A 25,026-nucleotide genomic window follows, 5' to 3' on the forward strand; every position below is an offset into this window, starting at 1 on the left:
ATGGCGGGACAGTTATCGTGCAGCCTTCCCCCTGCCACCCTCACCCGCGCCAAGGAGCCGCCATGGAACCCCGCATCAGCCTGATCACCCTGGGCGTTTCCGACCTGGAACGCTCCCGCGCCTTCTACCGCGACGGTCTGGGATTCACCTTGCGCCCGGAAAGCCAGGACGGCATCGCCTTCTTCGCCCTGCACGGGCTGTGGCTGGCCCTCTACCCCCGCGACGCCCTGGCCGAAGACGCCCACCTGCCGCCCAGCCCGGCCGTGCCCGGGGCCTTTCCCGGCTTCACCCTGGCCCACAACCTGCGCACCCGGGCCGAGGTGGACGAAGTGCTGGCCCACGCCGTGAAAGCCGGCGCCACACTGGTGAAACCTGCCGAGGAAGTGTTCTGGGGCGGCTACAGCGGCTACTTCGCCGACCCGGACGGCTTTCTCTGGGAAGTGGCGCACAATCCCTTTATCTGGATCGAATAGGGGCGCCGCTCCCGCCATTCCCCTCCCGCCGCTCCGGCCGGGCACCGCCGCCGGCGCTGTCGACGGCCCGGCCGCGGGTGGCATAATCGCCTTCCCCAACCCGGCACGGCCGTCAGGCCGGCGCCGGAGCCCGCCCCAGAAAAACCAATAAACCGCCATGGCCCCCGAGTCCCGGACGCACTTGCTGCGCCACCCCTACCTGCTGCTCACCCTCACCGCCCTGTTCTGGTCCGGCAATATGGTGCTGGGCCGGGCCATCCGCGCCGACGTGCCGCCCTTCGCCCTGGCCTTCTGGCGCTGGAGCCTGGCCTTGCTGCTGGTGCTGCCCCTGGCCCTGCCCCACCTGCGCAGCCAGTGGCCGATCCTGAGGAAGGGGTGGAAGCCGGTGCTGCTGCTGGGCGTCCTCGGCGTGGGCTGCTACAACACCTTCGCCTACATCGCCCTGCAATACACCGCCGCCACCAACGGGGTGCTGCTCAATTCGTTCATTCCCATCGCCACCATCGCCCTGTCCTGGGCCTTTCTCGGTAAGCGGCTGCGGCCCATCGAGGGGCTGGGGGTGGCCTTGTCCTTCGTCGGCGCCGCCACCATCATCTGCCGCGGCGACCTGGACGTGCTGGCCGGCCTGACCCTCAACCGGGGCGACCTGTGGATGCTCGCCGCCGTGCTGGTCTGGGCGGTCTATACCGTGGGCCTGCAATGGCGCCCCTCCGGCGTGGACCCGATGCTGATGCTGGCGGCCATGACCGTGGTCGGCGTGCTGGTGCTGGCCCCGGCCTATGCCTGGGAAATCACCCAGGAGCGCCATATCAACGTCAACGCCGGCGCCCTGGCCGGAATCGCCTACGTGGCGATCTTTCCCGGCTTTCTCGGCTACGTGTTCTATAACCGGGGGGTGGCCGAGGTCGGCGCCAACAAGGCCAGCCTGTTCATCCACCTGATGCCGGTGTTCGGCACCCTGCTCTCGGCCCTGCTCCTGGGCGAAGTGCCCCACCTCTACCACTACGCCGGCATCGCCCTGATCTTTGCCGGCATCTACCTCACCACCGTGCTCGGGCCGCGGTTGAAGTGAGGCGGAAGCACACACCATGATCCACCGCCTGCTCGCCGCCCTGGGCCTGGGCCGCAATGCGCGCCCGGCGGCGATTCCCGAGCCCCTGTGGCGCAGTACCGTTGCCGGGCTGCCCTTTCTCGCCGCCCTCAACCGGGAGGAACAGGGCAACCTGAAGCAGCTGGCCGAGGCGTTCCTGGCCGACAAGTCGTTCACCGGCGCCGGGGGCCTGGTGCTGACCGACGCCATCTGCGTCTCGGTGGCGGCCCAGGGCTGCCTGCCGGTGCTCAACCTGGGGCTGCACTGGTACAAGGACTGGAGCGGCGTGGTGATCTACCCGGACGAATTCGTCATCCCGCGCCAGATCGCCGACGAAACCGGCGTGGTGCACGAGTACGACGAAGTGGCTGCCGGCGAGGCCTGGTCCGGCGGGCCCTTGATCCTCTCTTGGCGCGACGTGCTGCTGGCGGACGAAGGCTACAACGTGGTCATCCACGAATTCGCCCACAAGCTCGACATGCGCGAGGGCGAACCCGACGGCGTGCCGCCGCTGCACCCGGGCATGAACCAGGAGCACTGGATCGAGGTGCTGGATGCCGCCTACGAGGACTTCTGCGCCCGGGTCGATGCCGGCGAGGAAACCTGGATCGACCCCTACGGTGCCGAGCACCCGGGGGAATTCTTCGCCGTGCTGTCGGAAACCTTCTTCACCTTCCCCGAAGCGGTGCGGGACAGCTACCCGGCCCTGTACGCCCTGTTCGTGCGCTTCTACCGCCAGGACCCGGCGGCCCGCCTGCCCTATCCGCCAGCGCTGCCGCGCCGGGCGGCGACGGCGGCCGTTCCGCCGGCCTCCCGGGCTTCCCGGACCTGCTAATCCCGGCACGGCGCGCGCCATGGCCCGGCTACTGATCGTCTACCACACCCAGAGCGGGCGCACCGAGGCACTGGCCCGGGCCGCCCTGGCCGGCGCCCGTGAGGCCGCCCCGGCGGTGGATACCCGCCTGCAACGGGCCGCCGACACCAATGCCGACGACCTGCGCGGCGCCGACGGCTACCTGATCTGCACCCCGGAGAATTTCGGCTATATGGCCGGGCTGGTGAAGGATCTGTTCGACCGCACCTTCTATCCCCTGGAGAACCAGACCACCGGCCGCCCCTACGCGGTGCTGGTGGCCTGCGGCAACGACGGCCGCGGCGCCCTGCGGGAGGTCGGGCGGATCGCCACCGGCTACGGCTGGAAGCCGGTGCATCCCGGCCGCATCGCCCGCCAGCCCACCACCCCGGCGGACCTGGAGGCCAGCCGCGAAATCGGCGGCCTGCTGGCCGCCGGGCTGGAGATGGGGCTGTTCTGATCCGGGCATTCAGCCGGAGTCGCGGTTGCGCGGCGGGCCTGTTGCATGGTGGGCCGGCGTCACGGGCATCGAGGCCGTCCCTCAAACACCGCGCCCATGGCCGATCTCCGAGGCATACCCTTGGAGACCCGCGTCAATCCTTGATCTCCAGAGCCACCCTTTGAAGAACGGCCAGGGGCGCGGGGTTTCGCGGGTCAGGCTCCCTCCCTCCCCTTCGCCCCTGCCTCGCCCCTGCCTCGCCCCTGCCTCATCACGGTGCGCCGCTTCCTGCGCCGCCCCGCTGCGGACCCTCGTCGGCAACGGGCAGACCGGCTTACAGCTGGTAGGAGTCTCCCGCCCCGGCCATGGCCATTTCCACGGCCTTGCGGGTCAGTTGCGGGGCGAAGTACTCGATGAAGTCGTATTCGAAGCGGCGCAGGTAGGTGCCGCGCTTCAGGCCGATGCGGGTGGTGTTGCGCTCGAACAGGTGGCTGGCGTCCAGGGCGCGCAGGCCGACGTCCCGCTCGGCATCGAAGGCCATGGCGGCGATCACGCCCAGACCCAGGCCCAGGCCGACGTAGGTCTTGATCACGTCGGCGTCGATGGCCGCCAGCACCACGTTGGGGGTGATGCCGGCCCGCTCGAAGGCCCGGTTGATCCGGGAACGGCCGGTAAAGGCCGGGTCGTAGGTGATCAGGGGATAACGGGCCATTTCCTGCAGGGTCAGGGCTGGTTCGGCCAGGATCGGGTGCCCTTCCGGGGCGATCACCACGTGGGACCACTGGTAGCAGGGCAGCATCACCAGCTGGGGATACTGGTCCATGGCCTCGGTGGCGATGCCGATGTCGGCATCGCCGTTGCTCACCCATTCGGCGATCTGGGTCGGGCTGCCCTGGTGCAGGGACAGGCGCACGTTGGGGTACTTGTCCACGAAGCGCTTGACCACCGCCGGCAGGGCGTAGCGGGCCTGGGTGTGGGTGGCTGCGATGGTCAGGCTGCCGGAGTCGCCCCCGGCGTATTCGGCGCCGACCCGCTTCAGGTTGTCCGCCTCTTTAAGTATGCGGCCGGAAATCTCCAGCACCGCCTTGCCCGGCTCGGTGATGCCCACCAGGCGCTTGCCGCTGCGCTCGAAGACGACAATGCCCAGCTCGTCCTCGAGCAGTTTGATCTGCTTGGAGACGCCGGGCTGGGAGGTGTACAGGGCTTCCGCCGCCTCGGAAACGTTGAGCCCGCGCCGGGCCACCTCCACCAGATAGCGCAACTGCTGCAGTTTCACGAGTTCTCCCTTATAAATAACAAATCGCTATAACAATCTAACCGGATATTCTTTTTGAATCAATAACCCGGTCTTACCATAGCGTCACTCATTTCCGCAGGCCTGTCTGGACCCTCCATGTACCGCTACGACGCTTACGACCACGCCATCCTCCGCCAACGGGTCGCCCAGTACCGCGACCAGGTCCGGCGCTGGAAAACCGGCGAACTCTCCGACGACGAATTCCGCCCGCTACGCCTGCAGAACGGCCTGTACATCCAGCGCCACGCGCCGATGTTCCGCATCGCCGTGCCCTACGGCCTGCTGTCGTCCACCCAGCTGCGCAAGCTGGCCGAGGTGGCCCGGGACTACGACCGGGGCTACGGCCACTTCACCACCCGGCACAACCTGCAGCTCAACTGGCCCAAGGTGGAAGACACCCCGGACATCCTGGAAAAGCTGGCGGACGTGGAAATGCACGCCATCCAGACCTCGGGCAACTGCGTACGCAACGTCACCACCAGCCATTTCGCCGGCATCGACCCGGACGAGATCGCCGACCCGCGCCCCTTTGCCGAGCTGCTGCGCGAATGGAGCACCTTCCAGCCCGAATTCGCCTTCCTGCCGCGCAAGTTCAAGATCGCCGTGAGCGGCTCCACCCGGGACCGGGCGGTGACCCTGGCTCACGACATCGGCCTCAACATCAAGAAGAACGCCGCCGGCGAGATCGGCTTCGAGGTGCTGGTGGGCGGCGGCCTGGGCCGCACCCCGATCCTGGCCAAGGTAATCGAGGAATTCCTGCCCTGGCAGCACCTGCTGACCTTCGTCGAGGCCATCCTGCGCGTCTATAACTCCTACGGCCGCCGCGACAACCCCTACAAGGCCCGTATCAAGATCCTGGTGCACGCCCTGGGCGCCGAGCAGTTCCGCAAGGAAGTGCTGGAGGAATGGGCCAACCTGAAGGACGGCCCGAGCACCGTCGGCACCGAGGAGCTGGAGCGCATCGCCCGCCACTTCACCGCCCCGGACTACGCCGCCCTGCCGGCCCGCGATGAACGGGTCGACGCCCTGAAAGCCTCCAACCCGGCTTTCGCCCGCTGGGTGGCGCGCAACGTGCACCCGCACAAGCAGCCGGGCTACGCCGCCGTCACCATTTCCCTGAAGGACCCGCGCCAACCGCCCGGGGATTGCACCTCGGAGCAGATGGAAGCCGTGGCCGACTTGGCCGACCAGTTCAGCTTCGGCGAATTGCGCGTCTCCCACGAGCAGAACCTGGTGCTGCCCGACGTGCCCGTTTCCGCCCTGCCCGACGTCTGGGAAGCGGCCAAGGCCAAGGGTCTTTCCACCCCCACCGTGGGCCTGCTCACCGACCTGATCTGCTGCCCCGGGGGCGACTACTGCTCCCTGGCCAACGCCAAGTCGATCCCCATCGCCGCAGCTATCCAGGAGCGCTTCGCCGACCTGGACTATCTGTTCGACATCGGCGACCTGGACCTCAACATCTCCGGCTGCATGAACGCCTGCGGCCACCACCACGTCGGCCACATCGGCATCCTCGGCGTCGATAAGAACGGCGAGGAGTGGTACCAGGTCACCCTGGGCGGCCACACCGACGGCGTCAAGGGCCGGGAAACCGCCCTGGGCAAGGTGATCGGCCCCTCCTTCTCGGCCGCCGAAGTGCCCGAGGTGGTGGAAACCCTGGTGCGCACCTACGTGGCCCAGCGCCACGACGATGAGCGCTTCCTCGACACCTTCGAGCGCCTCGGACTCGCCCCCTTCAAGGAAGCGGTCTATGCTGGCCGCCGCCCCGCCGCCCTCAACACCTCCGCTGCCCGGGAATCGACCCATGCCTGACCTGATCCGCCGCCCCCAGATCATCCGCTCCACCCCGGCGCCGGCCATCGTCGCCGACGATTTCGCCCGGCTGGTGCTGACGGTCTCCACCGACGCCCCGGAAAGCAGCGAGAGCGCCGCCACCGTCACCCTGCCCTCCGTCGCCGACGCGCCCAACCTGATCGTGCCCCTGGCCGTGTGGCAGGCCCGCCGCGACGAGCTGCTGGCCCGCCTGACCCAGGGCGGCAAGCTCGGCGTGAGCCTGGCCCCGGGCGAGGAAGCCGAGCAATTGGCCGGCGACTTCGCCCACCTGGCCCTGATCGCCGTGGAATTCCCCAAGTTCGTGGACGGCCGTGGCTACACCAGCGCCACCCTGCTGCGCCGCCTCGGCTGGACCGGCGAGATCCGCGCCGTGGGCGACGTGCTGCGCGACCAGTTCTTCCTGATGCGCCGCTGCGGCATCGACGCCTTCGCCCTCAAGGAAGGCAAGGACCTGAACGACGCCCTGAAGGCCTTCGACGACTTCAGCTTCACCTATGCCGGGGCGGTGGACGATCCCCGTCCCCTGTTCCGCCGGGTGCAGCGCGGCGGTGCCAGCCTCGACGCCGGCCAGTCTTCCTGAGCGCTACGCCATGGCCAACTTCAACCCCGCCGTCCTCAAGGGCGACAACCCGCAGGCGCTGCAAAGCGCCCTGGCCAAGGCCGAAGCGGTGCGTGCCGTGCTCGCCGGCATCGCCGCCAAACATGGCGCCGGCGCCGCCCTGGCCTCCAGCCTGTCCGCCGAGGACATGGTGCTCACCGACCTGATCGCCAAGGACAAGCTGCCCATCGGCATCTTTACCCTGGACACCGGCCGCCTGCCGGCGGAAACCTACGATCTGCTGGCCGAAACCGCCAAGCGCTACCCGGGCACCCCGGTGAGCGTGATCTTCCCCGAGGCCGCCGACGTGCAGACCTTCGTCGTGCGCTTCGGCATCAACGGTTTTTACGACTCGGTGGAAGCCCGCAAGGCCTGTTGCGGCGCCCGCAAGGTGGCGCCCCTCAACCGGGCCCTGACCGGCAAGGCAGCCTGGATCACCGGCATGCGCGCCGCCCAGTCCGCCACCCGGGCCGAGCTGCCGGTGGAAGACTTCGACAGCGACCGGGGCATCCCCAAGTACAACCCGCTTTCCGACTGGAGCGAGGCCGAGGTGTGGGCCTACGTGCGCCACTTCCAGGTGCCCTATAACGCCCTGCACGACCGTTTCTACCCGAGCATCGGCTGTGCTCCCTGCACCCGCAGCATCACCCCGGGCGAGGACGTACGCGCCGGCCGCTGGTGGTGGGAAAACCCCGAAAGCAAGGAGTGCGGGCTCCACGTCAAGCAGGCCTGATTGCCATCTGGCCGACCGCTCCCCACGAACCGATTTCATTATTGCGATGAGTGCACCCATGACCACCCGCGTCACCCTCTCCCACCTGGACTGGCTCGAAGCCGAAGCCATCCACATCCTGCGGGAAGTGGCCGGCCAGTGCGAGAACCCGGCCCTCCTGTTCTCCGGGGGCAAGGACTCGATCTGCCTGCTGCGCCTGGCGGAAAAGGCTTTCCGCCCCGGCAAGTTCCCCTTCCCCCTGCTGCACATCGACACCGCCCACAACTACCCGGAAGTGATCGCCTTCCGCGACCGCCGCGCTTCTGAATTGGGCGAGCGGCTGATCGTGCGCAGCCTGGAGGATTCCATCGCCCGGGGCACCATCGTGCTCAAGTCGCCCCTGGAATCGCGCAACCGCTTCCAGTCGGTGACCCTGCTCGAAGCCGTGGAGGAATTCGGTTTCGACTGTCTGATCGGTGGCGCCCGCCGCGACGAGGAAAAGGCCCGGGCCAAGGAGCGGGTGTTCAGCTTCCGCGACGAGTTCGGCCAGTGGGACCCGAAGAACCAGCGCCCCGAGCTGTGGAACCTGTACAACGCCCGGGTGCGCAAGGGCGAGCACATGCGCGCCTTCCCCATCTCCAACTGGACCGAGCTGGACGTGTGGCAGTACATCGCCCGGGAAGGCCTGGAACTGCCCTCGATCTACTTCACCCACAAGCGCCAAATCGTGCGCAAGAACGGCCTGCTGGCCCCAGTCACCGACCTGACCCCGGCCAAGGACGGCGACGTGGTGGAGGAAATCGACGTGCGCTTCCGCACCGTCGGCGACATCCCCTGCACCGCGCCGGTGGAATCCACCGCCGACACCATCGACAAGATCATCGCCGAGACCGCCAGCACCGCCGTCTCGGAACGGGGCGCCACCCGCCTGGACGACCAGACCAGCGAGGCCTCCATGGAACAACGCAAGAAGGAAGGGTATTTCTGATGGCTGCCCTGGAACGCATTCAAGACCACGGCCTGCTGCGCTTTCTCACCTGCGGCAGCGTGGACGACGGCAAGAGCACCCTGATCGGGCGTCTGCTCTACGACACCCGGACGATCCTGACCGACACCCTGGCCCAGATCGAGCGCACCTCCCAGCGTCGCGGCCTGTCCGCCGTCGATCTGTCCCTGCTCACCGACGGCCTCTCCGCCGAGCGCGAGCAGGGCATCACCATCGACGTGGCCTACCGCTACTTCTCCACAGGCACGCGCAAGTACATCATCGCCGACGCCCCCGGGCATGAGCAGTACACCCGCAACATGGTCACCGCCGCCTCCACCGCCGACCTGGCGATCCTGCTGGTGGATGCGCGCAAGGGCCTGTCGGTGCAGACCCGCCGCCACGCCGCGGTGTGCCACCTGCTCGGCATCCGCCACCTGGTGGTGGCGGTGAACAAGATGGACCTGGTGGAGCACGACCGGGCCGTGTTCGAGCGCATCCGCGCCGACTTCCAGGATTTCGCCGCCGGCCTGGGCCTGTCCGACACCACCCACGACGTGACCTTCGTGCCCATGTCGGCCTTGAACGGCGACATGGTGGTGGACCGGGGCGAAGCCCTGGCCTGGTACGAGGGCCCGACCCTGCTGGAACTCCTGGAAACCGCCCCCGGCGCCCACGGCGACGCGGCGGCCAAGGCCGAGCAGTTCCGCTTTCCGATCCAGTGGGTGTGCCGTCCCCAGGCCTCCGACAACCCGGAACTGCACGACTACCGTGGCTTCTGCGGCCGTATCGAGTCGGGCACCGTCCAGGTGGGCGACCGCATCCTGGCCCTGCCGGCCTGGATCGAGACCAAGGTGAAGGCCATCCACATTGGCGGCCAGCCCCTGACTTCGGCGGTGGCCGACCAGTCGGTGACCCTGCTGCTCGAAGACGAGATCGACCTGTCCCGGGGCGACATGCTGGTCAAGGCCGGCAGCACCGCCAGCGCCGCCAACGGCGACGGGGCCGTGCCGGAAGTAACCAAGCAGCTGGAAGCCATGGTCTGCTGGTTCGCCGAAACGCCGCTCGACCGCAGCCGCAAGTACACCATCCGCCACACCACCCGCAGCACCCGGGCGGCGGTGGGCGAGATCGCCTACAAGCTGGACGTGAACACCCTGGAACAGCAGGGCGCCGAGAAGCTGGCCATGAACGACATCGCCCGGGTCAGCTTCCGCCTCGCCCAGCCGGTGTTCTGCGATTCCTACGCGAAGAACCGGGCCACCGGGGCCTTCGTCATCATCGACGAGGCCACCTTCGACACCGTGGGCGCCGGAATGGTCGTGTAACGCCCCGAGGGCTATAATCCCGGGCTTGGCCCGACCGCCTACCAGTGGTCGGGCCGCATTCTTTTCTGCCGCATCCGTCCTTTCGACTGCCTCCACCCGGCCGGCGGCAGAAAAGCATCGCCGTTGGCGACACCATCGAGCCAATCCAAGCACACAAAGAACCATCGGGAATCATGGAGAACCTCCAGACCGCGCCCATGATCGCGCTCAACGCGATCGCCAAGCGCTACCCCGGGCCCAGCCGCGACAGCGCCGTGGTGGAAGCCCTGAGCAACATCGACCTGACCATCGCCGAAGGCGAGATCTTCGGCATCATCGGCAAGAGCGGCGCCGGCAAATCGACCCTGATCCGCTGCATCAACCTGCTCGAACGCCCCAGCGCCGGCCAGGTGGTCGTCGCCGGCCGCGACCTGACCTCATTGTCGGACGCCGAGCTGCGTGCCGCCCGGCGCGAGATCGGCATGATCTTCCAGCACTTCAACCTGCTGGCCAACCGCACCGTCTTCGCCAACGTCGCCCTGCCCCTGGAACTGGCCGGCGTGCCCCGGGCCGAGATCGCCGCCCGGGTCGACCCGCTGCTCGAACTGGTGGGCCTGGCCGCCCAGCGCGACCGCTACCCGAGCCAGTTGTCCGGCGGCCAGAAGCAGCGCGTCGGCATCGCCCGGGCCCTCGCTTCCCGGCCCAAGGTGCTGCTCTGCGACGAGGCCACCTCGGCCCTGGACCCGGAGACGACCCGCTCGATCCTGGCCCTGCTGCGCGACATCAACCGGCGCCTCAAGCTGACCATCGTGGTGATCACCCACGAGATGCAGGTGATCAAGGACCTGTGCGACCGGGTGGCGGTGCTCGACCACGGCCGCATCGTCGAATCGGGCCGGGTGTTCGAGGTGTTCACCTCCCCCACCCAGCCCATGACCAAGACCCTGATCGCCGACGTGATCGGCCACGAACTGCCCGAGGGCCTGCTCGAACGGCTGGCCCAGCCGCACCTGCAAAAGGGCGGCCAGGTGGTGCGCCTGTTCTTCACCGGCGCCTCGGCCGACGCGCCGCTGATGTCGGCCCTGACCCGCCAGTTCGGCCTGGACGTGAACATCCTGCACGGCCAGATCGACGAGATCCAGGGCGAGCCCTTCGGCTCCCTGCTGGTGCTGCTCGAAGGCGACGTCGCCAACCGCCAGGACGCCCTGACCTGGCTCGATCAACAAGGCATCCGCACGGAGGTGGTCAATGTCGCCTGAACTGCTTTCCCTGCTCTGGGACTCGTTCATTGAAACCCTGGTGATGGTCGGCCTGTCCGGCGGCATCGCCACCTTGATCGGCATTCCCCTCGGGCTGCTGCTCGCCGTCACCGCCCCGGGCCACATCCTGGCCCGGCCGGTCTTCAACAAGACCCTGGGCCTGGTGGTGAACGCGGTGCGTTCCACCCCGTTCATCATCCTGATGGTGGCGATCATTCCCTTCACCCGCCTGATCACCGGCACCTCGATCGGCACCGCCGCCGCCGTGGTGCCCCTGGCGATTGCCGCCATTCCCTTCGTCGGCCGCCTGGTGGAAGGCGCCCTGCGCGAAGTGGACGGGGGCCTGATCGAGGCCGCCCAGGCCATGGGCGCCACGCCGATGCAGATCATCACCAAGGTGCTGGTGCCCGAATCCCTGCCCGGCATCCTCAACGGCCTGACCATCATGCTGGTCAGTCTGATCGGCTTTTCCGCCATGGCCGGCGCCGTCGGCGGCGGCGGCCTGGGCGACCTGGGCATCCGCTACGGCTACCAACGCTTCATGCCCGAGGTGATGGGCATGGTGGTGCTGGTGCTGATCGTCTTCGTCCAGCTGGTCCAGTCCTGTGGCGACTGGCTGTCGCGGCGCTTGAATCACCGCTGATCATCGCAGACCACCGTCTGACGCCGGATCGCCCTTTTCCCTTGTTTCCGACCCTTAGCCAACAGGAGTCCCCATGAAAATCGCAAAAACCCTCGCCGCCCTGCTGGTGGGCGCCACCGCCCTAGCCAGCCTGAGCAGCCTGGCCGCCCACGCTGACGACAAGGTGTACAAGATCGGCGTCACCGCCGGCCCCCACGCCCAGGTGATGGAACAGGTCAAGAAGCTGGCCGAGAAGGAAGGCCTGAAGATCCAGGTGGTGGAATTCTCCGACTACGTGCAGCCCAACGCCGCCCTGGCCGCCGGCGACCTGGACGCCAACAGCTATCAGCACCAGCCCTACCTGGACGACCAGGTGAAGTCCCGGGGCTACAAGCTGGTGTCGGTGGCCACCACGGTCAACTTCCCCATGGGCCTCTACTCCAAGAAGGTGAAGAGCGTGGCCGAACTGGCCAACGGCGCCACCATCGGTGTCCCCAACGACCCGACCAACGGCGGCCGCGGCCTGCTGCTGCTGGAAAAGCAGGGCCTGATCAAGATCAAGCCGGGCGTGGGCCTCAAGGCCACCCCCCTGGACATCGCCGAGAACCCCAAGAAGTTGAAGTTCAAGGAACTCGACGCCGCCCAGCTGCCCCGCACCCTGGGTGACCTGGATGCCGCCACTATCAACACCAACTACGCCCTGCCGGCCGGCCTCAACCCGACCAAGGACGCCATCGCCATGGAAGCGGCCAAGGGCCCCTACGCCAACGTGATCGTGGTGCAGGAGAAGAACAAGGATGCGGCCTGGGTGCACAAGCTGATCAAGGTCTACCACAGCGCCGAGATCAAGAAGTTCATCGACACCGAGTTCAAGGGTTCCGTGCTGACTACCTGGTAAGCGCCGGCCAGCAGTGGATGCGCCGCTGCCGCCCAATCCCTGGCTACAAGCAAAACGCCCGGCTTCGCGAAGCCGGGCGTTTTGCTTATGCGGGCATGTTGGGGTACGTCGCCGGCAGCGCAGCGGCGCTCTCGCGGGACGCACCGCGCTTGAAGGAAGGCCGCCTACTTGTCCTTGGCCGGCGCCGTGGCCCGCACACCGGCCACGAACGGGTAGCGGGCGAAGATGGCGGCCACCGCCTTGTCCAGGGACTTTTGCGAGATGGCCTCCTCCACATCGCCCACCGTGCCGACCCCGACCCCCTCCCAGACCAACTGGCGACGGCGGGCGTCCACCAGGTCGATGTTGAGGGTGCCCTCGGTGTAGTTGATGACTTCCTGCCCCCAGCCGTAGCCGGGCCAGGGGCCGTAGAAACCGCCACGGTAGCCGTAGTAGCCCATCGGCGGCGGCGGTGGCGCCGGTACCACGCTGGTCCGGTGTTCCAGCTTGCCGCTGAAATTCACCAACAGATCGGGAGAGGCTTCCCGGTAGACGTAGCCGCGCCGCTCCAACTCGGCCCGGGTGGCGTGCTTGAGCCGCTCGGTCACCAGGGTGCCGTAACCGGCCTTGTCGGTGCCGGCCGGGGAGAAGAAGGCAAAGGTCTGGTAGCGCGAGAAATCCGCCTGGGGGTCGTAATCGCTACGCACCCGGGGCTCGCTGGCACAGGCGGCCAGGAGCAGGGACAGACACAAAACGAACAGCCGGGATGGCAGGACCATGGCGGTCTCCCCTCTCGATGGAAAGCGGCGAAAACGGTCCCGGGTGGAGCCGGCCCCGTCGTTTACTCAGACGCCGGGCCCGGTACTGGGGTTCATTGCTTGGTACCGAACAGCTTGTCGCCCGCGTCGCCCAGGCCGGGGATGATGTAGCCGTCGGCGTTGAGGTGGCTGTCCAGGGACGCGGCGTGGATCGCCACGTCGGGATGGGCAGCGGTCACCGCCTTGACCCCCTCCGGCGCCGCCACCAGCACCAGGGCCTGGATCTGGCGGCAGCCCTTGCGCTTCAACATGTCGATGGTGGCGTTGAGGGAGCCGCCGGTGGCCAGCATCGGGTCGATGATCAAGGCCATGCGCTCTTCCAGGCTGCCCACCAGCTTCTCGAAATAAGGCTCGGGCATCAGGGTTTCCTCGTTGCGGGCGATGCCCACCACGCTCACCCGGGCGCTCGGCATCAGGTCGAGCACCCCGTCTAGCATGCCCAGGCCGGCGCGCAGGATGGGTACCACGGTGACCTTCTTGCCCTTCAGTTGCTGCACTTCCACCGGGCCGCACCAGCCCTCCACCGTCACCGTTTCCACGGGAAAGTCGCGACAGGCCTCGTAGGCCAGCAGCCGGGCCAGTTCCGCCGTCAGCTCGCGGAACTTCTTGGTGCTCATGTCCGCGGCCCGCAGCAAGCCGATCTTGTGCTGGACGAGGGGGTGGTCGACGACGGTAAAGGCCATGGTGATCTCGAAACGGGGGAAATGGCCGGATTATCGCCCGGAGCGGCACGGGCCGGAATAGCGACAGCGCCCGTCGGCACCGCCACGGCGCCGGCGACAGACGGCCCAGCCGCACCGTTACTGCGTTGCCGGAAGGATGGGGTGCTAACTTTCGCCTGCCCGGATCGCCACGATCCATGCGGTGTTTCAGGGTGGCCCTCTGAAGAACCGCGCCAATGCTTGATCTCGGAAAGCCATGGTCCAAGAACAAGGCTGGGCGCGGAGTTTCACGGTGGTGGCCTGGCTGCACCTGCCAAAGCACGGTGGCGATGTCGGTTGCACACCCTCCCCCCCAACCGGGCGAGTGACGCCACGGAGCCGCCCGGTTGGCGTCCGAAGCGGCGATAATCCCCGCCTTTGCCCACCGCCGAAGTCGTCGCGCCATGCCCGTCCACACCCGCCATCCCCTCGCCCTGGGCGTGCTCTGCGCCCAGGGCGCCGGCCTGCTTTGGGGCTTGGTCTTCGTCGCCCCGTTACGCTTCGCCGACGTGGCACCGGCCTCCCTGGCCCTCGGGCGCTACCTGGCCTTCGGCCTGGTCGCCCTGCTGCTCGCCGGCACCGACCGGCGCCGCCTCCAGGCCCTGGGCCGGGCCGACTGGCGACGTGCCGTGGCCCTCACCCTGGTGGGCAACTTCATCTACTACGGCTGCCTGGCCGCGGCGTTGCAGCAGGCCGGCGGGCCGCTGCCGACGCTGATCATCGGCACCCTGCCGGTGGTCATCGCCGTCTGCGCCAACCTGAGCAGCCCGGACCTGCCCTGGCGGCGCCTGGTGCCGCCCCTGCTGGCCATCGGTTGCGGCCTGCTGCTGGTCCACGCCCAGGAGGCCGGCGATACCGCCTCCCCGCAGTTTTCCCTCGGCGTGCTGCTTGCCGTGGCGGCAGTGGCCTGCTGGACCTGGTATCCCCTGGCCAATGCCGCCTGGCTGCGTCGCCACCCCCACCTCTCGCCGACCACCTGGGCCACCGCCCAGGGACTGGTCACCCTGCCCCTGGCCGTGATCGGCTTTGCCGGGCTTCTTCTGGTTCAGCCCACCCCACGGATCTGGGGCAGCGACCCGGCCGCCTACATCGCCGGCATGGCGGTACTCGGCCTGGGCGCCTCCTGGGCCGGCACGTTGCTGTGGAACCGGGCCAGTCAACTGCTGCCGCCCTCCCTCACCGGCCAGTTGATCGTCTTTGAAACTCTGGCTGCCCTGGGCTACCTCTACGCCTTCGCTGGCCGGGGACCGACGGTTTTCGAGAAGGCCGGTATCGTCTTGCTGCTCTGCGGCGTATTGCTCGGCGTGCGGGCGGTTAGCGGGAAGCAACGCCATTAACGGCGCCAAGCCTTGCTCCCAGGCGGATTCCTGCAACGCACAAATTTTGATTGCATAAAACAGAATTGCAATGGAATATTTTCCTCTCCTACAACGCAACGGGGCCTTCACGGGCCTATTTTTGCAAAGGGGAAAATCATGCAGTCATCGTCCTCTCGCCTCTCGGTCGCGCAGGAATCCTCTTGCCCCGACTGCCTGAAGCGGTATCTCTCCGGTCAACGTCCCACCAGCACCGCCTCACCCCCCGGTAACGCCTGCCGCAACGGCCGTCGCTGCCCCTTGCGTGAAATCCAACTCTTCGGCCGTATCAGCGATCTTTCCTACCACGCCACCTGGCTTGCCCTGGCCAGCCTAACGGCCTTCCTAACCATCGCCATCCTCACCAGCGTTTAAGGTGCTACCCGGGGCTCTGCGGAGCCCCGCTTATTACAATAATTAATAAAAATACAGAATTTTATTCTTTTTCAAGAAAAACCCGCCTCGATACAGTACGCCCATCACCTTTCGTTCATTCCGAACCCACGAGGATCACCATGGCGTACAAGACTCCCCTTTCCCGCGTGCTCGGCACCCTGGCCCTGGCACTTTCCACCGCGTTTGGCGCCGCCCACGCGGCCGACGTGAATCTGCTCAACGTCTCCTACGACCCGACCCGGGAGCTGTACCAGGACTACAACGGCGCCTTCACCAAGTACTGGAAGGCCAAGACCGGCGACAACCTGACCGTGCGCCAGTCCCACGGCGGCTCGGGCAAGCAGGGCCGCGCGGTGATCGACGGCCTGGAAGCCGACGTGGTCACCCTGGCCCTGGCCTACGACATCGACGAGATCGCCGCCAAGGCCAAGCTGCTGCCGGCCGACTGGCAGAAGCGTCTGCCCCACAACGCCAGCCCCTACACCTCGACCATCGTCTTCCTGGTGCGCAAGGGCAACCCGAAGAACATCAAGGATTGGGAAGACCTGGCCAAGCCGGGCATCTCGGTGATCACCCCCAACCCCAAGACCTCCGGCGGCGCCCGCTGGAACTACCTGGCGGCCTGGGGCTACGCTCTGAAGAAGTACGGCAGCGAGGACAAGGCCCAGGAATTCGTCGGTCGCCTGCTCAAGAACGTGCCCGTGTTCGACACCGGCGCCCGGGGTGCCACCATCACCTTCGTCGAGCGCGGCCTGGGCGACGTGCTGCTCGCCTGGGAGAACGAGGCCCTGCTGGCCACCAAGGAAATCGGCAAGGACAAGTTCGACATCGTGGCGCCGGAAACTTCGATCCTGGCCGAACCGCCGGTGTCGCTCGTGGACAAGAACGTGGACAAGCACGGCACCCGCAAGGTGGCCCAGGCCTACCTGGAGTACCTGTACTCGCCGGAAGGCCAGGACATCGCCGGCAAGCACTACTACCGCCCGGTGGATGCCAAGGTGGCGGCCAAGTACGCTAGCCAGTTCCCCAAGGTCAAGCTGTTCACCATCAACGACGTGTTCGGCGGCTGGGAAAAGGCCACCAAGGCCCACTTCTCCGACGGCGGCTCCTTCGACCGGCTGGTCGGCGGCAACCGCTAACGGGAGCCCAGGCAACGCCATGACCGCCCTGGAAGCCCTGCACGACGTGGTCCGCTACTTCAACGACCACGCCTTCGCCCGCCCCACCGGCCAGCCGGCCCTGAACGTGACCCCTCAGCAGGTCGAGGGGCTGTTCACCGACCTGCGCCTGGAATCCCGCTACCAACCCCTGATCTCGGTGCGGGACGGGGCCAGCGTGGCCCACGAGGCCCTGCTGCGCGCCTTCGGGCCGGACGGCACACCCCTGTCGCCGGAAGACGTGTTCTCCCTGCCGGGAGGCAGCGAGGAGATGGTGCACCTGGATCGCTTGGTGCGCACCCTCCACGCCCTCAACTTCCTGGCCAACGGGGCTCGGGGCGACCTGCACCTGAACGTCCATCCCCAGCACCTGCTGGCGGTCCAGGGCGGCCATGGGCAAGTCTTCGAAACCATCCTGCGCCACCTGGGGCTATCCCCTAGCCAGGTGGTGCTGGAAATCGTCGAAACCGGTGACAGCAGCGGCGGTGACGGCAAATCCTACGAGGCCCACCTGGCCCGGGCCATCGCCGGGTGGCGCGAGCGGGGCTACCGCATCGCCCTGGACGACTTCGGCCGGGCCCACTCCAACGTGCACCGCCTGGCCTGGCTGTCGCCGGACATCGTCAAGCTCGACGGCACCCTGATCTACGCCGCCGAACAGGACCGGCGCCACGCCAGCATCCTCAGCCGCATGGTGGCCATCGCCCACGACATCGGCGCGGTGGCGGTGTGCGAGGGCATCGAGACCCCGCGCCACCTGGAGCTGGCCATCGCCGCCGGCGCCGACCAGGTACAGGGCTACCTGTTCGGCCAACCGGCCTCCTTCAGCCAATTGACCCAGGCCAGCGTAGCGGATGGCAACGCCATGAGCGCCGCCCTGGGCACCCTGCAAACCCTGTTCGCCGAATTCGCACCGGATGCCTCCAACGCCCTGGCGGCCTGATCGACGCCCTGCGTCCCCCGTTCCGGTAGTCGCCGCCCCCAAAGAAAAAGGCCCCTGAACGGGGCCTTTTTCTTTGGATAAACCAGAAAGCTACTCAAGCGCTCTTCAAGCGCCGGCCATGCGCCGCCGGCGCGCCTCGAACAGACAGACCCCGGTCGCCACCGAGACGTTGAGGGATTCGACGCTGCCCAGCATGGGGATGCTCACCAGGGCGTCGCAGGTCTCCCGGGTCAGGCGGCGCAGCCCTTCCCCTTCGGCCCCCAGCACCCAGGCCGTGGCTTCCGGCCACTGGGCTTCATAAAGAGTGGAGGTGGCTTCACCGGCGGTGCCCACCACCCAGATGTCCCGCTCCTTCATTTCGCGCAGGCTGCGGGCCAGGTTGGTGACCACCACGTAGGGCACGGTTTCGGCGGCGCCGGAGGCGGCCTTGATCGCCACGTCGGTGAGCCCCACCGCCCGGTCCTTGGGCGCCACCACGGCATGGGCGCCGACCGCGTCGGCCACCCGCAGGCAGGCCCCCAGGTTGCGCGGATCAGTGATGCCGTCCAGCACCAGCAGCAGGGCCGGTTCGTCCAGGGTATCGAGCACGTCGTCCAGGGTGATGTGGCGGATGCGGGCATCCACCAGGGCGATCACCCCCTGGTGGCGCGCCCCCGGCGCCATGCCGTCGAGGCGCTTGCCGTCCACCGGAATCACCCGCACGCCCTGGGTTTCGGCGTGGCGGAGCAGATCCTTGGCCCGCCCGTCCTGGCGGTTGGCGTCGAGGTAGATTTCCTTCACCGCCTCCGGGTCGTGGCGCAGCTTGGCGATGATGGCGTGAAAGCCGTGGATGGAGCGGGTCTGGGAGCGGCTTTCGGCCATGACGAGTACCTTGCAGAAATGGGAAAAACAGGGCGGCGATTGTAGCCGTTCGGCGCCGTCCCGGCGGGAAAGATCACGCTCCCGTCAGGACGGCGCCATAGCAGTTACCGATCAGCCCCCTTTGCTGGCTTTGCTTGCCCCGGTCTTGACGGGTTTGGCGGTGGCGGCACCGGCGGCAGTCTTGCCCGTTGCGCTCTTGTTCGCCGTTTTGCCGGTAGCCTTGGTGGCCGTCGTGGGTGTTGCCACCGTCTTGCTTGCGCCTTCAACCACGGGGGCCGCGGCCTTGGCGCGCTTGGGAGCCTTCGTGGTCGCCGCCGGTTTGGCAGCTGGTTTTTTCTTCGCACTGGTCTTGGGCGCCACCGCTTGTTCCACCGTGGCCGGAGCCGCCGCTTTGTCCGCGGCAGGGGCGCTCTTGGTCGGCTTACGCTTGACCGCCGCGGCCTTTGCCGGCGCTTTTTTCACCGTTGCTGCCGTTTTTTTGCCTGCACCGGTACCGGCGGCCTGGGTCGCTTGGCTGGCTTTCGTTGCTTTGGTCGCTTTAGCCGATTTCACCGTTTTCACGGGCTTGCCGGTCGCGCTTTGCTTCTTCTTCGGCAGCGCTTCCACGGGAGCCTGGGCGACCTCGACCAGCGGCAAGGGAACACCGCCCAGCAAAGCCGCTACGGGTGCCTTGCGCCGCCTCGACGTGGCGGCGGGAACGCTAGGAACGGCGGCGTTGGCCACGCCTTCAGGCGGTCCGAAGTAAGTCGTCGGACGATCCTCGTCGCGCATCGGAGCGGCCTTGGCCGGGAAGGTTTTCTTGCTCGTGCGCTCCTGGTGGCGATGGCTGCCCGGGGCACTCTTGGCAGCGTAGTGTTCCGCCCCCCGGTGCGACGAGGAAGCCCCCTTCTTGCCGGCAGCCTTGTCACGGCGGGAGGTGCGCCCATCCTCGCGCTTGGCGAAGCCGGAAGCCGGCTGGGGCTCGTGCCTGGCAGTATGATGGGGTTTCTTGCCCATTTTGTCCGGTGTCGCGGCCTCGACAGCCCGCGCCCCCTTGCCTGCAGCCGCACCGTCCTTGACCAGGGCGAAATCGATCTTGCCGCTCTCCATGTCGGCACGCACCAGCTTGACCTTGACCCGGCCGCCGAGGCGATAACTGACCTTGGTCCGCTCACCGACCATGGCATGCTTGACCGGGTCGTGGTGGAAGTAGTCCTCCCCGAGCTCGGAAACATGCACCAGGCCTTCGACGTACACCTCGTCCAGGGCGACGAAGATGCCGAAGGGCACCACGGTGGAAATGGTGCCGTCGAACACCTCGCCGATGCGCTCCTTCATGTAGAAGCACTTCAGCCAGTTCTCCACATCCCGGGTAGCCTCGTCGGCACGCCGCTCGGTGGCCGAGCAGTGCAGGCCGATGGATTCCCAGTTGGCGTGATCCTTGTCCTTGGGGGCCTCCGCCGGCAGGGCCTTGGCGGTCTTGACCTCGGCCGGGCGCGACTGGGCGCCGTTACGCTTGAGGGGCTTTTCCGGAATCAGAATCAGGTCCTGGTAGCCCTCGGGCTTGTAGCGCTGACCGGACAGCACCGCCTTGATCGCCCGGTGCACCAGCAGGTCCGGGTAGCGACGGATCGGCGAGGTGAAATGGGTGTAGGCCTCGTAGGCCAGGCCGAAGTGGCCCAGGTTGTCCGGGCTGTAGATGGCCTGGCGCAGGGAGCGCAGCATCACCGTCTGCAGCAGCGGTGCGTCGGGCCGGTCCTTCACCTTGTCGAGCAGTTCGGCATAGTCCCGGGCCCCCGGGGCATCGCCGCCGCCGATGGACAGACCGAATTCCTTGAGGAAGTCGCGCAGGGCTTCGAGCTTTTCCGGCGTCGGGCCCTGGTGCACCCGGTACAGGCAGGTCTGCTTGTGCTCTTCGAGGAAATTGGCGGCACAGACGTTGGCCGCCAGCATGCATTCCTCGATCAGTTTGTGAGCATCGTTGCGGACCACCGGCACGATCGTGTCGATCTTGCCTTGATCGTTGAAGATCATCTGGGTCTCGGTGGTCTCGAAATCGATGGCCGCCCGCTGATCCCGGGCCTTGGAGAGCACCTGGAACAGCTTGTAGAGGGTTTGCAGGTGAGGAAAGACCGCCACGTGTGCATCGGCTTCGGGCTGCGCGGCGCCGGAGATCCAGTTCCACACCTGGGTGTAGGTGAGGCGGGCCCGGGAACGGAACACCGCCGGGTAGAAACGGTAGCTCTTGATACGGCCGGCACTGGTGATCTGCATGTCGCAGACCATGGACAGGCGGATCACGTCCGGGTTGAGGGAGCACAAGCCGTTGGAAAGCTTTTCCGGCAGCATCGGGATCACCCGGCGCGGGAAATAGACCGAGTTGCCCCGGGAGAAGGCGTCGTGGTCCAGGGCCATACCCGGCTTGACGTAGTGGGAGACGTCGGCGATGGCCACCACCAGGCGGTACCCCCGGCCGACCTTTTCGGCATAAACCGCGTCGTCGAAGTCCCGGGCGGTTTCACCGTCGATGGTCACCAGGGGCAGGTGGGTCAGGTCCTCGCGGCCGGCGGTATCGACCTTGCGCACCGTGTCCGGAATGGCCTTGGTCTCGGCCTCGGCTTCCGGCGAGAAATCGAAGGGCAGATCGTGCTTGCGCAGGGCGATCTCGATCTCCATGCCTGGGTCGGCGTAGTTGCCCAGCACCTCCTTCACCCGGCCGATGGGCTGGGTGTAGCGGGTCGGCTGCTCGATGATCTCGACCACCACCACCTGACCGGGCTGGACCACGGCCACGCCACCACGCTTCTTGCCCTTTTTGCCGGTTTCACCCTTTTCGGCGGGAGCCAGCAGGATTTTCTGGTTGATGCGCCGGTTCTCCGGCACGACGAAGCGCACGCCGTGCTCCTCGAAGACGCGCCCCACTAGCAGGGTATTGGCCCGCTCCAGCACCTCGACGATGACCCCTTCGCGCCGCCCGCGCCGGTCCACTCCAGCCACCCGCGCCAGTGCACGGTCGCCGTGCAGTACCCGGTCCATCTGCTTGGGTTCGAGGTACAGGTCGTCGGACTGGTCGTCCGGAATCAGAAAGCCGAAACCGTCGGCATGGCCCATCACCCGACCGGGAATCAGATCCACTTTTTCCGGCAGGATCAGGGCGCCCTTGCGGTTGCGCAGGACTTCCCCTTCCCGCTCCATGGCACGCAGGCGTCGCTCGAACAGATCGCGCTCGAAGGGAGCGATATCGAGCAAGGCGCACAGATGCTCGACGCTGACGGGTCTGCCTTGTTCTTCCAGGGTCAGGGTGATGTATTCCCGGGAGGGCAGCGGCGACGGGTACTTTTGTACCTCGCGCTCAAAAAACGGATCGCTGCGGCGAACTTTCGACAATTTTGGTGTTGACACTTTCTTATGGGTCCTTATAATCCGGCCTTCTTCGATGTTCGCACATCGCCCAGATGGCGGAATTGGTAGACGCACTAGTTTCAGGTACTAGCGCCGCGAGGCGTGGAGGTTCGAGTCCTCTTCTGGGCACCAAATCGCAGGGAAAAGCCAGCTTTCGAGCTGGCTTTTTTCTTTTCTGCGCGGCCTGTTCTCAGCGCCATTATTTGATCCCTTGCGTCCGTTGGGGTTGTGGTAGCGCCCGCCAAGCCAGGCCCCACGAGGCATTGACCGGAATGACGAACGCCGGATATCGGTACGCGGCAAGACGCTGACATTGCGCTGGCATCGCCGCAGCGCCGATGATACCAGCCCTGGGCCCGCCTCCCGCCCTTTTCCGTCTTCCCTACCCTCCTTTCCCTCGCCCAGATATCCGCCCACCCGCGCTGGCGACCGGACTTCGCTACGAATAGCGTTGTTGAAAACAGGCACCACGGCGTCCTTTCACGCGAAACAATGGGAAAAGAGCAAGAAAACGACAAGTAAAAAAACATCATGGCCGCACCATCACCTGCATCAGCGTTTGCGTTGCGCGGCGAGATTCCTTATAATGCGCGCCTATCCGATGTTCGAATATCGCCCAGATGGCGGAATTGGTAGACGCACTAGTTTCAGGTACTAGCGCTGCGAGGCGTGGAGGTTCGAGTCCTCTTCTGGGCACCAATCGCAGAAAAAAGCCGGCTTTCGAGCCGGCTTTTTTCTTTTCTGTTTCCGGCAGGCTTGCTCTCTATTCCGCAATCAGCCCCCCTCCAAAATTACGACTACGCAGGTCTTAGGCTCCGGAAAAAATAGGGAGCATTACGGCTCTCGGTGCGAAACGGTCGAAAAAGAGCAGGACAAGGTTGCTTTTGCCTTAATACCCCCCTAGCGCGGCCTGGCCGGATTTGGCAGCAGGGCGGCACAAATACCCAGCAGGGGCAGGAACGAGCACAGCCAGTACACGTACTCGATGCCCCAGGCATCGGCCAGCCGGCCCAGCACCGCGGCGCCGATGCCGCCCATGCCGAAGGCAAAGCCGAAGAACAGGCCCGACACGGTGCCCACCTTGCCCGGGATCAGCTCCTGGGCGAACACCAGGATGGCGGAGAAGGCCGAGGCCATGATGAAGCCAATGATCACCGTCAGCACGCCGGTCCAGAACAGGTTGGCGTAGGGCAGCGCCAGGGTGAAGGGCGCGGCCCCCAGGATCGACGCCCAGATCACCCGCTTGCGCCCGATCCGGTCGCCGATGGGGCCGCCCAGGATGGTGCCGGCGGCCACGGCGAAGAGGAACAGGAACAGGTGCACCTGGGCCGACTGGATCGACAGGCCGAAGCGGCTGATCAGGTAGAAGGTGTAGTAGCTCTGCAAGCTGGTCAGGTAGAAGTACTTGGAGAAGATCAGCAGCAGCAGCACCCCCATGGCCAGGGCCACGGTGCGCCGCGGCAGGGGCGAGGCCTGGGCCTTGGCGTGGCCGCCCCGGGCCCGTTGCAGGGCCTGCTGGACCCGGTACCAGCGGCCGATCTGCCACAGCACGGCGATCGCCAGCAGGGCCGCCAGGGCGAACCAGGCGACGCTGGCCTGGCCGTTGGGGATGATGATCCACGCCGCCAGCAGGGGCCCCACGGCACTGCCGCCGTTGCCACCCACCTGGAAGATGGACTGGGCCAGGCCGTGGCGCCCGCCGGAGGCCATGCGCGCCACCCGGGACGATTCCGGATGGAAGATCGACGAGCCGGTGCCCACCAGCATGGCGGCCCCCAGCACGGTTATGAAGTCGGGGGCCACCGCCAGCAGCAGCAGGCCCGCCAGGGTGCAACCCATGCCCACCGAGAGGGAATGGGGCTTGGGGTGGCGGTCGGTGTACAGCCCCACCAGGGGTTGCAGCAGGGAGGCGGAGAGCTGGTAGGCCAGGGTGATCAGGCCGATCTGGGCGAAGCTCAGGCCGAAGTTGCCCTTGAGCAGCGGATAGATAGCCAGAATCAACGACTGGATCATGTCGTTGAGGAAGTGGGCGAAGCTGATCGCCCCGAGCACCCGGAAGCCGGTGCGCTGGGCATCCCCGGCGGCGGTAGCGGTTGTGGCGAGGGTGTTTTCCATGGGGTTGGGGTGCCGGATCGGGCCGGCTTGTTGTGATCGAAGCGGCATCCTAACGGCGAAAAAATCGCCCGTCCTGCGATAATAAGACAACACCTTTCGCGAAACAGACATGGCCAGCCACCATTTCGACGACGGCCTGGACCGTAGCGACCTGCCCGTCACCGGACTGGCGGCGGACTACCGCTCCGGCGAGGCCACCTGCCGCCATTCCCACCTCAACGCCCAGCTGATCTACGCGGTGGAGGGGGTGATGGTGGTCAACAGCCCGGAGGGCCGCTGGATCGTCCCCCCCACCCGGGCAATCTGGATGCCCGGTGGCACCGAGCACTGGAACCGCATGGTCGGCGGGGTGCGCATGCGCACCGTGTTCATCCGTCCCGACGCGGCCCCCGGCCTGCCCCGGGACTGCTCGGTGATCGGCGTCTCGCCCCTGCTGCGCGAGCTGATCGTCGCCGCGGTGGCGGTGCCCCTGCCCTACTCCGCCGAATCCCGGGACGGTCGGCTGATGCGCCTGCTGCTCGACGAGATCACCCAGATGGACGTGCTGCCCCTGCACTTGCCCACGCCCCGGGACGGACGCCTGGCCCGGCTGTGCGACGGGTTGCTGGCGGCCCCCGACGACACCACGCCGCTCGGCGACTGGGCCAGGCGGCTGGGGGTGACGGAAAAAACCCTGCAACGATTGTTCCGCCGCGATACCGGCATGACCTTTGGCGAATGGCGCCAGCAGGCCCGGCTACTCGAAGGGCTGGAACAGTTGGCCACCGGCAGCAAGATCGTGGACGTGGCCCTGAACCTGGGCTATAGCAGCCCGAGCGCCTTCGCCACCATGTTCAAGCGCCAGTTCGGCGTACCGCCCAGCGCCTATTTCGCCGACGCGGCGGGGGGCTGAGGGGCGGCCCGCTCTCCACCAACCGATCCCGTTGAAACAAAGCAAAAGGGCCGACATCTGTC

Annotated in this window: 22 protein-coding genes and 2 tRNA genes; 18 read left to right on the forward strand and 6 right to left on the reverse strand. The window is 66.9% G+C overall.

Annotated features, from left to right (window positions below; all coding sequences use genetic code 11):
- Positions 1-62 precede the first annotated feature (62 nt).
- The 4 genes from OTERR_RS09435 (at position 63) to OTERR_RS09450 (ending at position 2,876) form a co-directional block, all read left to right on the forward strand.
- Positions 63-473 (forward strand): VOC family protein, encoded by a 411-nt coding sequence (locus OTERR_RS09435; RefSeq protein WP_149425598.1) that lies wholly within the window; start codon positions 63-65, stop codon positions 471-473.
- A 157-nt stretch (positions 474-630) separates the two neighbouring features.
- Positions 631-1,545 carry a DMT family transporter gene (locus OTERR_RS09440; RefSeq protein ID WP_149425599.1) on the forward strand — a complete coding sequence of 305 codons (915 nt, stop codon included), beginning with the start codon at positions 631-633 and terminating at the stop codon, positions 1,543-1,545.
- 16 nt (positions 1,546-1,561) lie between these two features.
- The gene (locus OTERR_RS09445; protein ID WP_149425600.1) at positions 1,562-2,398 is read left to right on the forward strand and encodes a M90 family metallopeptidase; all 837 of its coding nucleotides are present in this window, start codon (positions 1,562-1,564) and stop codon (positions 2,396-2,398) included.
- A 19-nt stretch (positions 2,399-2,417) separates the two neighbouring features.
- A complete protein-coding gene (locus OTERR_RS09450; protein ID WP_149425601.1) occupies positions 2,418-2,876 on the forward strand; it encodes a flavodoxin family protein in 459 nt (152 codons plus the stop codon).
- Positions 2,877-3,189: 313 nt separating this feature from the next.
- On the opposite strand, the gene cysB is transcribed toward OTERR_RS09450, so the two are convergent.
- On the reverse strand, positions 3,190-4,131 hold the full coding sequence (gene cysB / locus OTERR_RS09455) for an HTH-type transcriptional regulator CysB (RefSeq protein ID WP_149425602.1): 942 nt from the start codon (positions 4,129-4,131) through the stop codon (positions 3,190-3,192).
- A 117-nt stretch (positions 4,132-4,248) separates the two neighbouring features.
- Here cysB and OTERR_RS09460 point away from each other — a divergent pair, with 117 nt between their 5' ends.
- The 8 genes from OTERR_RS09460 (at position 4,249) to OTERR_RS09495 (ending at position 12,366) form a co-directional block, all read left to right on the forward strand.
- The gene (locus OTERR_RS09460) at positions 4,249-5,964 is read left to right on the forward strand and encodes a nitrite/sulfite reductase (protein WP_149425603.1); all 1,716 of its coding nucleotides are present in this window, start codon (positions 4,249-4,251) and stop codon (positions 5,962-5,964) included.
- Complete coding sequence (locus OTERR_RS09465; protein ID WP_149425604.1) at positions 5,957-6,565, forward strand: DUF934 domain-containing protein; 609 nt, start codon at positions 5,957-5,959, stop codon at positions 6,563-6,565. Before OTERR_RS09460 ends, OTERR_RS09465 begins: the two co-directional genes overlap by 8 nt.
- A gap of 10 nt (positions 6,566-6,575) precedes the next feature.
- Positions 6,576-7,316 carry a phosphoadenylyl-sulfate reductase gene (locus OTERR_RS09470; protein WP_149425605.1) on the forward strand — a complete coding sequence of 247 codons (741 nt, stop codon included), beginning with the start codon at positions 6,576-6,578 and terminating at the stop codon, positions 7,314-7,316.
- A gap of 58 nt (positions 7,317-7,374) precedes the next feature.
- The gene (gene cysD, locus OTERR_RS09475; RefSeq protein WP_054621773.1) at positions 7,375-8,283 is read left to right on the forward strand and encodes a sulfate adenylyltransferase subunit CysD; all 909 of its coding nucleotides are present in this window, start codon (positions 7,375-7,377) and stop codon (positions 8,281-8,283) included.
- On the forward strand, positions 8,283-9,608 hold the full coding sequence (locus OTERR_RS09480; protein ID WP_149425606.1) for a sulfate adenylyltransferase subunit 1: 1,326 nt from the start codon (positions 8,283-8,285) through the stop codon (positions 9,606-9,608). Before cysD ends, OTERR_RS09480 begins: the two co-directional genes overlap by 1 nt.
- A 173-nt stretch (positions 9,609-9,781) precedes the next feature.
- Positions 9,782-10,846, forward strand: a complete 1,065-nt coding sequence (locus OTERR_RS09485) for a methionine ABC transporter ATP-binding protein (RefSeq protein ID WP_246154102.1) — start codon at positions 9,782-9,784, stop codon at positions 10,844-10,846.
- On the forward strand, positions 10,836-11,489 hold the full coding sequence (locus tag OTERR_RS09490; RefSeq protein WP_054621775.1) for a methionine ABC transporter permease: 654 nt from the start codon (positions 10,836-10,838) through the stop codon (positions 11,487-11,489). Before OTERR_RS09485 ends, OTERR_RS09490 begins: the two co-directional genes overlap by 11 nt.
- Before the next feature lie 73 nt (positions 11,490-11,562).
- Entirely contained in the window at positions 11,563-12,366 is an 804-nt protein-coding gene (locus OTERR_RS09495; RefSeq protein ID WP_149425607.1) for a MetQ/NlpA family ABC transporter substrate-binding protein, read from the forward strand.
- 164 nt (positions 12,367-12,530) lie between these two features.
- Here the strand turns inward: OTERR_RS09495 and OTERR_RS09500 are convergent, their stop codons facing one another.
- Together OTERR_RS09500 and upp are read right to left on the reverse strand one after the other, a co-directional pair.
- Complete coding sequence (locus tag OTERR_RS09500; RefSeq protein ID WP_054621777.1) at positions 12,531-13,124, reverse strand: DUF4136 domain-containing protein; 594 nt, start codon at positions 13,122-13,124, stop codon at positions 12,531-12,533.
- 92 nt (positions 13,125-13,216) lie between these two features.
- Complete coding sequence (gene upp, locus OTERR_RS09505) at positions 13,217-13,846, reverse strand: uracil phosphoribosyltransferase (RefSeq protein ID WP_054621778.1); 630 nt, start codon at positions 13,844-13,846, stop codon at positions 13,217-13,219.
- Between the two features lie 422 nt (positions 13,847-14,268).
- Here upp and OTERR_RS09510 point away from each other — a divergent pair, with 422 nt between their 5' ends.
- From OTERR_RS09510 to OTERR_RS09520, 3 genes are all read left to right on the forward strand, one after another.
- On the forward strand, positions 14,269-15,201 hold the full coding sequence (locus OTERR_RS09510) for a DMT family transporter (protein ID WP_149425608.1): 933 nt from the start codon (positions 14,269-14,271) through the stop codon (positions 15,199-15,201).
- Positions 15,202-15,734: 533 nt separating this feature from the next.
- Positions 15,735-16,754 carry a sulfate ABC transporter substrate-binding protein gene (locus tag OTERR_RS09515; RefSeq protein ID WP_149425609.1) on the forward strand — a complete coding sequence of 340 codons (1,020 nt, stop codon included), beginning with the start codon at positions 15,735-15,737 and terminating at the stop codon, positions 16,752-16,754.
- A gap of 19 nt (positions 16,755-16,773) precedes the next feature.
- Positions 16,774-17,715 (forward strand): EAL domain-containing protein, encoded by a 942-nt coding sequence (locus OTERR_RS09520; RefSeq protein ID WP_054621781.1) that lies wholly within the window; start codon positions 16,774-16,776, stop codon positions 17,713-17,715.
- 105 nt (positions 17,716-17,820) lie between these two features.
- On the opposite strand, the gene rlmB is transcribed toward OTERR_RS09520, so the two are convergent.
- Together rlmB and rnr are read right to left on the reverse strand one after the other, a co-directional pair.
- Positions 17,821-18,576, reverse strand: coding sequence for a 23S rRNA (guanosine(2251)-2'-O)-methyltransferase RlmB (gene rlmB / locus OTERR_RS09525; protein ID WP_149425610.1), 756 nt, complete (start codon positions 18,574-18,576; stop codon positions 17,821-17,823).
- A gap of 111 nt (positions 18,577-18,687) precedes the next feature.
- Positions 18,688-21,942, reverse strand: a complete 3,255-nt coding sequence (gene rnr / locus OTERR_RS09530) for a ribonuclease R (RefSeq protein WP_342780099.1) — start codon at positions 21,940-21,942, stop codon at positions 18,688-18,690.
- 62 nt (positions 21,943-22,004) lie between these two features.
- Here rnr and OTERR_RS09535 point away from each other — a divergent pair.
- Together OTERR_RS09535 and OTERR_RS09540 are read left to right on the forward strand one after the other, a co-directional pair.
- Positions 22,005-22,089: transfer RNA gene (locus OTERR_RS09535), tRNA-Leu, on the forward strand.
- Positions 22,090-22,571: 482 nt separating this feature from the next.
- A tRNA-Leu gene (locus tag OTERR_RS09540) sits at positions 22,572-22,656 on the forward strand.
- Positions 22,657-22,857: 201 nt separating this feature from the next.
- Here OTERR_RS09540 and OTERR_RS09545 read toward each other — a convergent pair.
- The gene (locus tag OTERR_RS09545; protein WP_223115917.1) at positions 22,858-24,072 is read right to left on the reverse strand and encodes an MFS transporter; all 1,215 of its coding nucleotides are present in this window, start codon (positions 24,070-24,072) and stop codon (positions 22,858-22,860) included.
- Positions 24,073-24,181: 109 nt separating this feature from the next.
- On the opposite strand from OTERR_RS09545, the gene OTERR_RS09550 reads away from it, so the two are divergent.
- Positions 24,182-24,964, forward strand: a complete 783-nt coding sequence (locus OTERR_RS09550) for an AraC family transcriptional regulator (protein WP_149425613.1) — start codon at positions 24,182-24,184, stop codon at positions 24,962-24,964.
- The last annotated feature ends 62 nt before the right edge of the window (positions 24,965-25,026 follow it).

This window comes from Oryzomicrobium terrae (assembly GCF_008274805.1).
Taxonomy (GTDB): Bacteria; Pseudomonadota; Gammaproteobacteria; order Burkholderiales; family Rhodocyclaceae; genus Oryzomicrobium; species Oryzomicrobium terrae.

What these genes read in the sequence shown, in the direction of transcription:
- OTERR_RS09435 (WP_149425598.1), top strand. Translation starts at nt 63, where the DNA reads ATGGAACCCCGCATCAGCCTGATCACCCTGGGCGTTTCCGACCTGGAA.
- OTERR_RS09440 (WP_149425599.1), top strand. Translation starts at nt 631, where the DNA reads ATGGCCCCCGAGTCCCGGACGCACTTGCTGCGCCACCCCTACCTGCTG.
- OTERR_RS09445 (WP_149425600.1), top strand. Translation starts at nt 1,562, where the DNA reads ATGATCCACCGCCTGCTCGCCGCCCTGGGCCTGGGCCGCAATGCGCGC.
- OTERR_RS09450 (WP_149425601.1), top strand. Translation starts at nt 2,418, where the DNA reads ATGGCCCGGCTACTGATCGTCTACCACACCCAGAGCGGGCGCACCGAG.
- OTERR_RS09460 (WP_149425603.1), top strand. Translation starts at nt 4,249, where the DNA reads ATGTACCGCTACGACGCTTACGACCACGCCATCCTCCGCCAACGGGTC.
- OTERR_RS09465 (WP_149425604.1), top strand. Translation starts at nt 5,957, where the DNA reads ATGCCTGACCTGATCCGCCGCCCCCAGATCATCCGCTCCACCCCGGCG.
- OTERR_RS09470 (WP_149425605.1), top strand. Translation starts at nt 6,576, where the DNA reads ATGGCCAACTTCAACCCCGCCGTCCTCAAGGGCGACAACCCGCAGGCG.
- cysD (WP_054621773.1), top strand. Translation starts at nt 7,375, where the DNA reads ATGACCACCCGCGTCACCCTCTCCCACCTGGACTGGCTCGAAGCCGAA.
- OTERR_RS09480 (WP_149425606.1), top strand. Translation starts at nt 8,283, where the DNA reads ATGGCTGCCCTGGAACGCATTCAAGACCACGGCCTGCTGCGCTTTCTC.
- OTERR_RS09485 (WP_246154102.1), top strand. Translation starts at nt 9,782, where the DNA reads ATGGAGAACCTCCAGACCGCGCCCATGATCGCGCTCAACGCGATCGCC.
- OTERR_RS09490 (WP_054621775.1), top strand. Translation starts at nt 10,836, where the DNA reads ATGTCGCCTGAACTGCTTTCCCTGCTCTGGGACTCGTTCATTGAAACC.
- OTERR_RS09495 (WP_149425607.1), top strand. Translation starts at nt 11,563, where the DNA reads ATGAAAATCGCAAAAACCCTCGCCGCCCTGCTGGTGGGCGCCACCGCC.
- OTERR_RS09500 (WP_054621777.1), bottom strand. Translation starts at nt 13,124, where the DNA reads ATGGTCCTGCCATCCCGGCTGTTCGTTTTGTGTCTGTCCCTGCTCCTG.
- upp (WP_054621778.1), bottom strand. Translation starts at nt 13,846, where the DNA reads ATGGCCTTTACCGTCGTCGACCACCCCCTCGTCCAGCACAAGATCGGC.
- OTERR_RS09510 (WP_149425608.1), top strand. Translation starts at nt 14,269, where the DNA reads ATGCCCGTCCACACCCGCCATCCCCTCGCCCTGGGCGTGCTCTGCGCC.
- OTERR_RS09515 (WP_149425609.1), top strand. Translation starts at nt 15,735, where the DNA reads ATGGCGTACAAGACTCCCCTTTCCCGCGTGCTCGGCACCCTGGCCCTG.
- OTERR_RS09520 (WP_054621781.1), top strand. Translation starts at nt 16,774, where the DNA reads ATGACCGCCCTGGAAGCCCTGCACGACGTGGTCCGCTACTTCAACGAC.
- rlmB (WP_149425610.1), bottom strand. Translation starts at nt 18,576, where the DNA reads ATGGCCGAAAGCCGCTCCCAGACCCGCTCCATCCACGGCTTTCACGCC.
- OTERR_RS09545 (WP_223115917.1), bottom strand. Translation starts at nt 24,072, where the DNA reads ATGGAAAACACCCTCGCCACAACCGCTACCGCCGCCGGGGATGCCCAG.
- OTERR_RS09550 (WP_149425613.1), top strand. Translation starts at nt 24,182, where the DNA reads ATGGCCAGCCACCATTTCGACGACGGCCTGGACCGTAGCGACCTGCCC.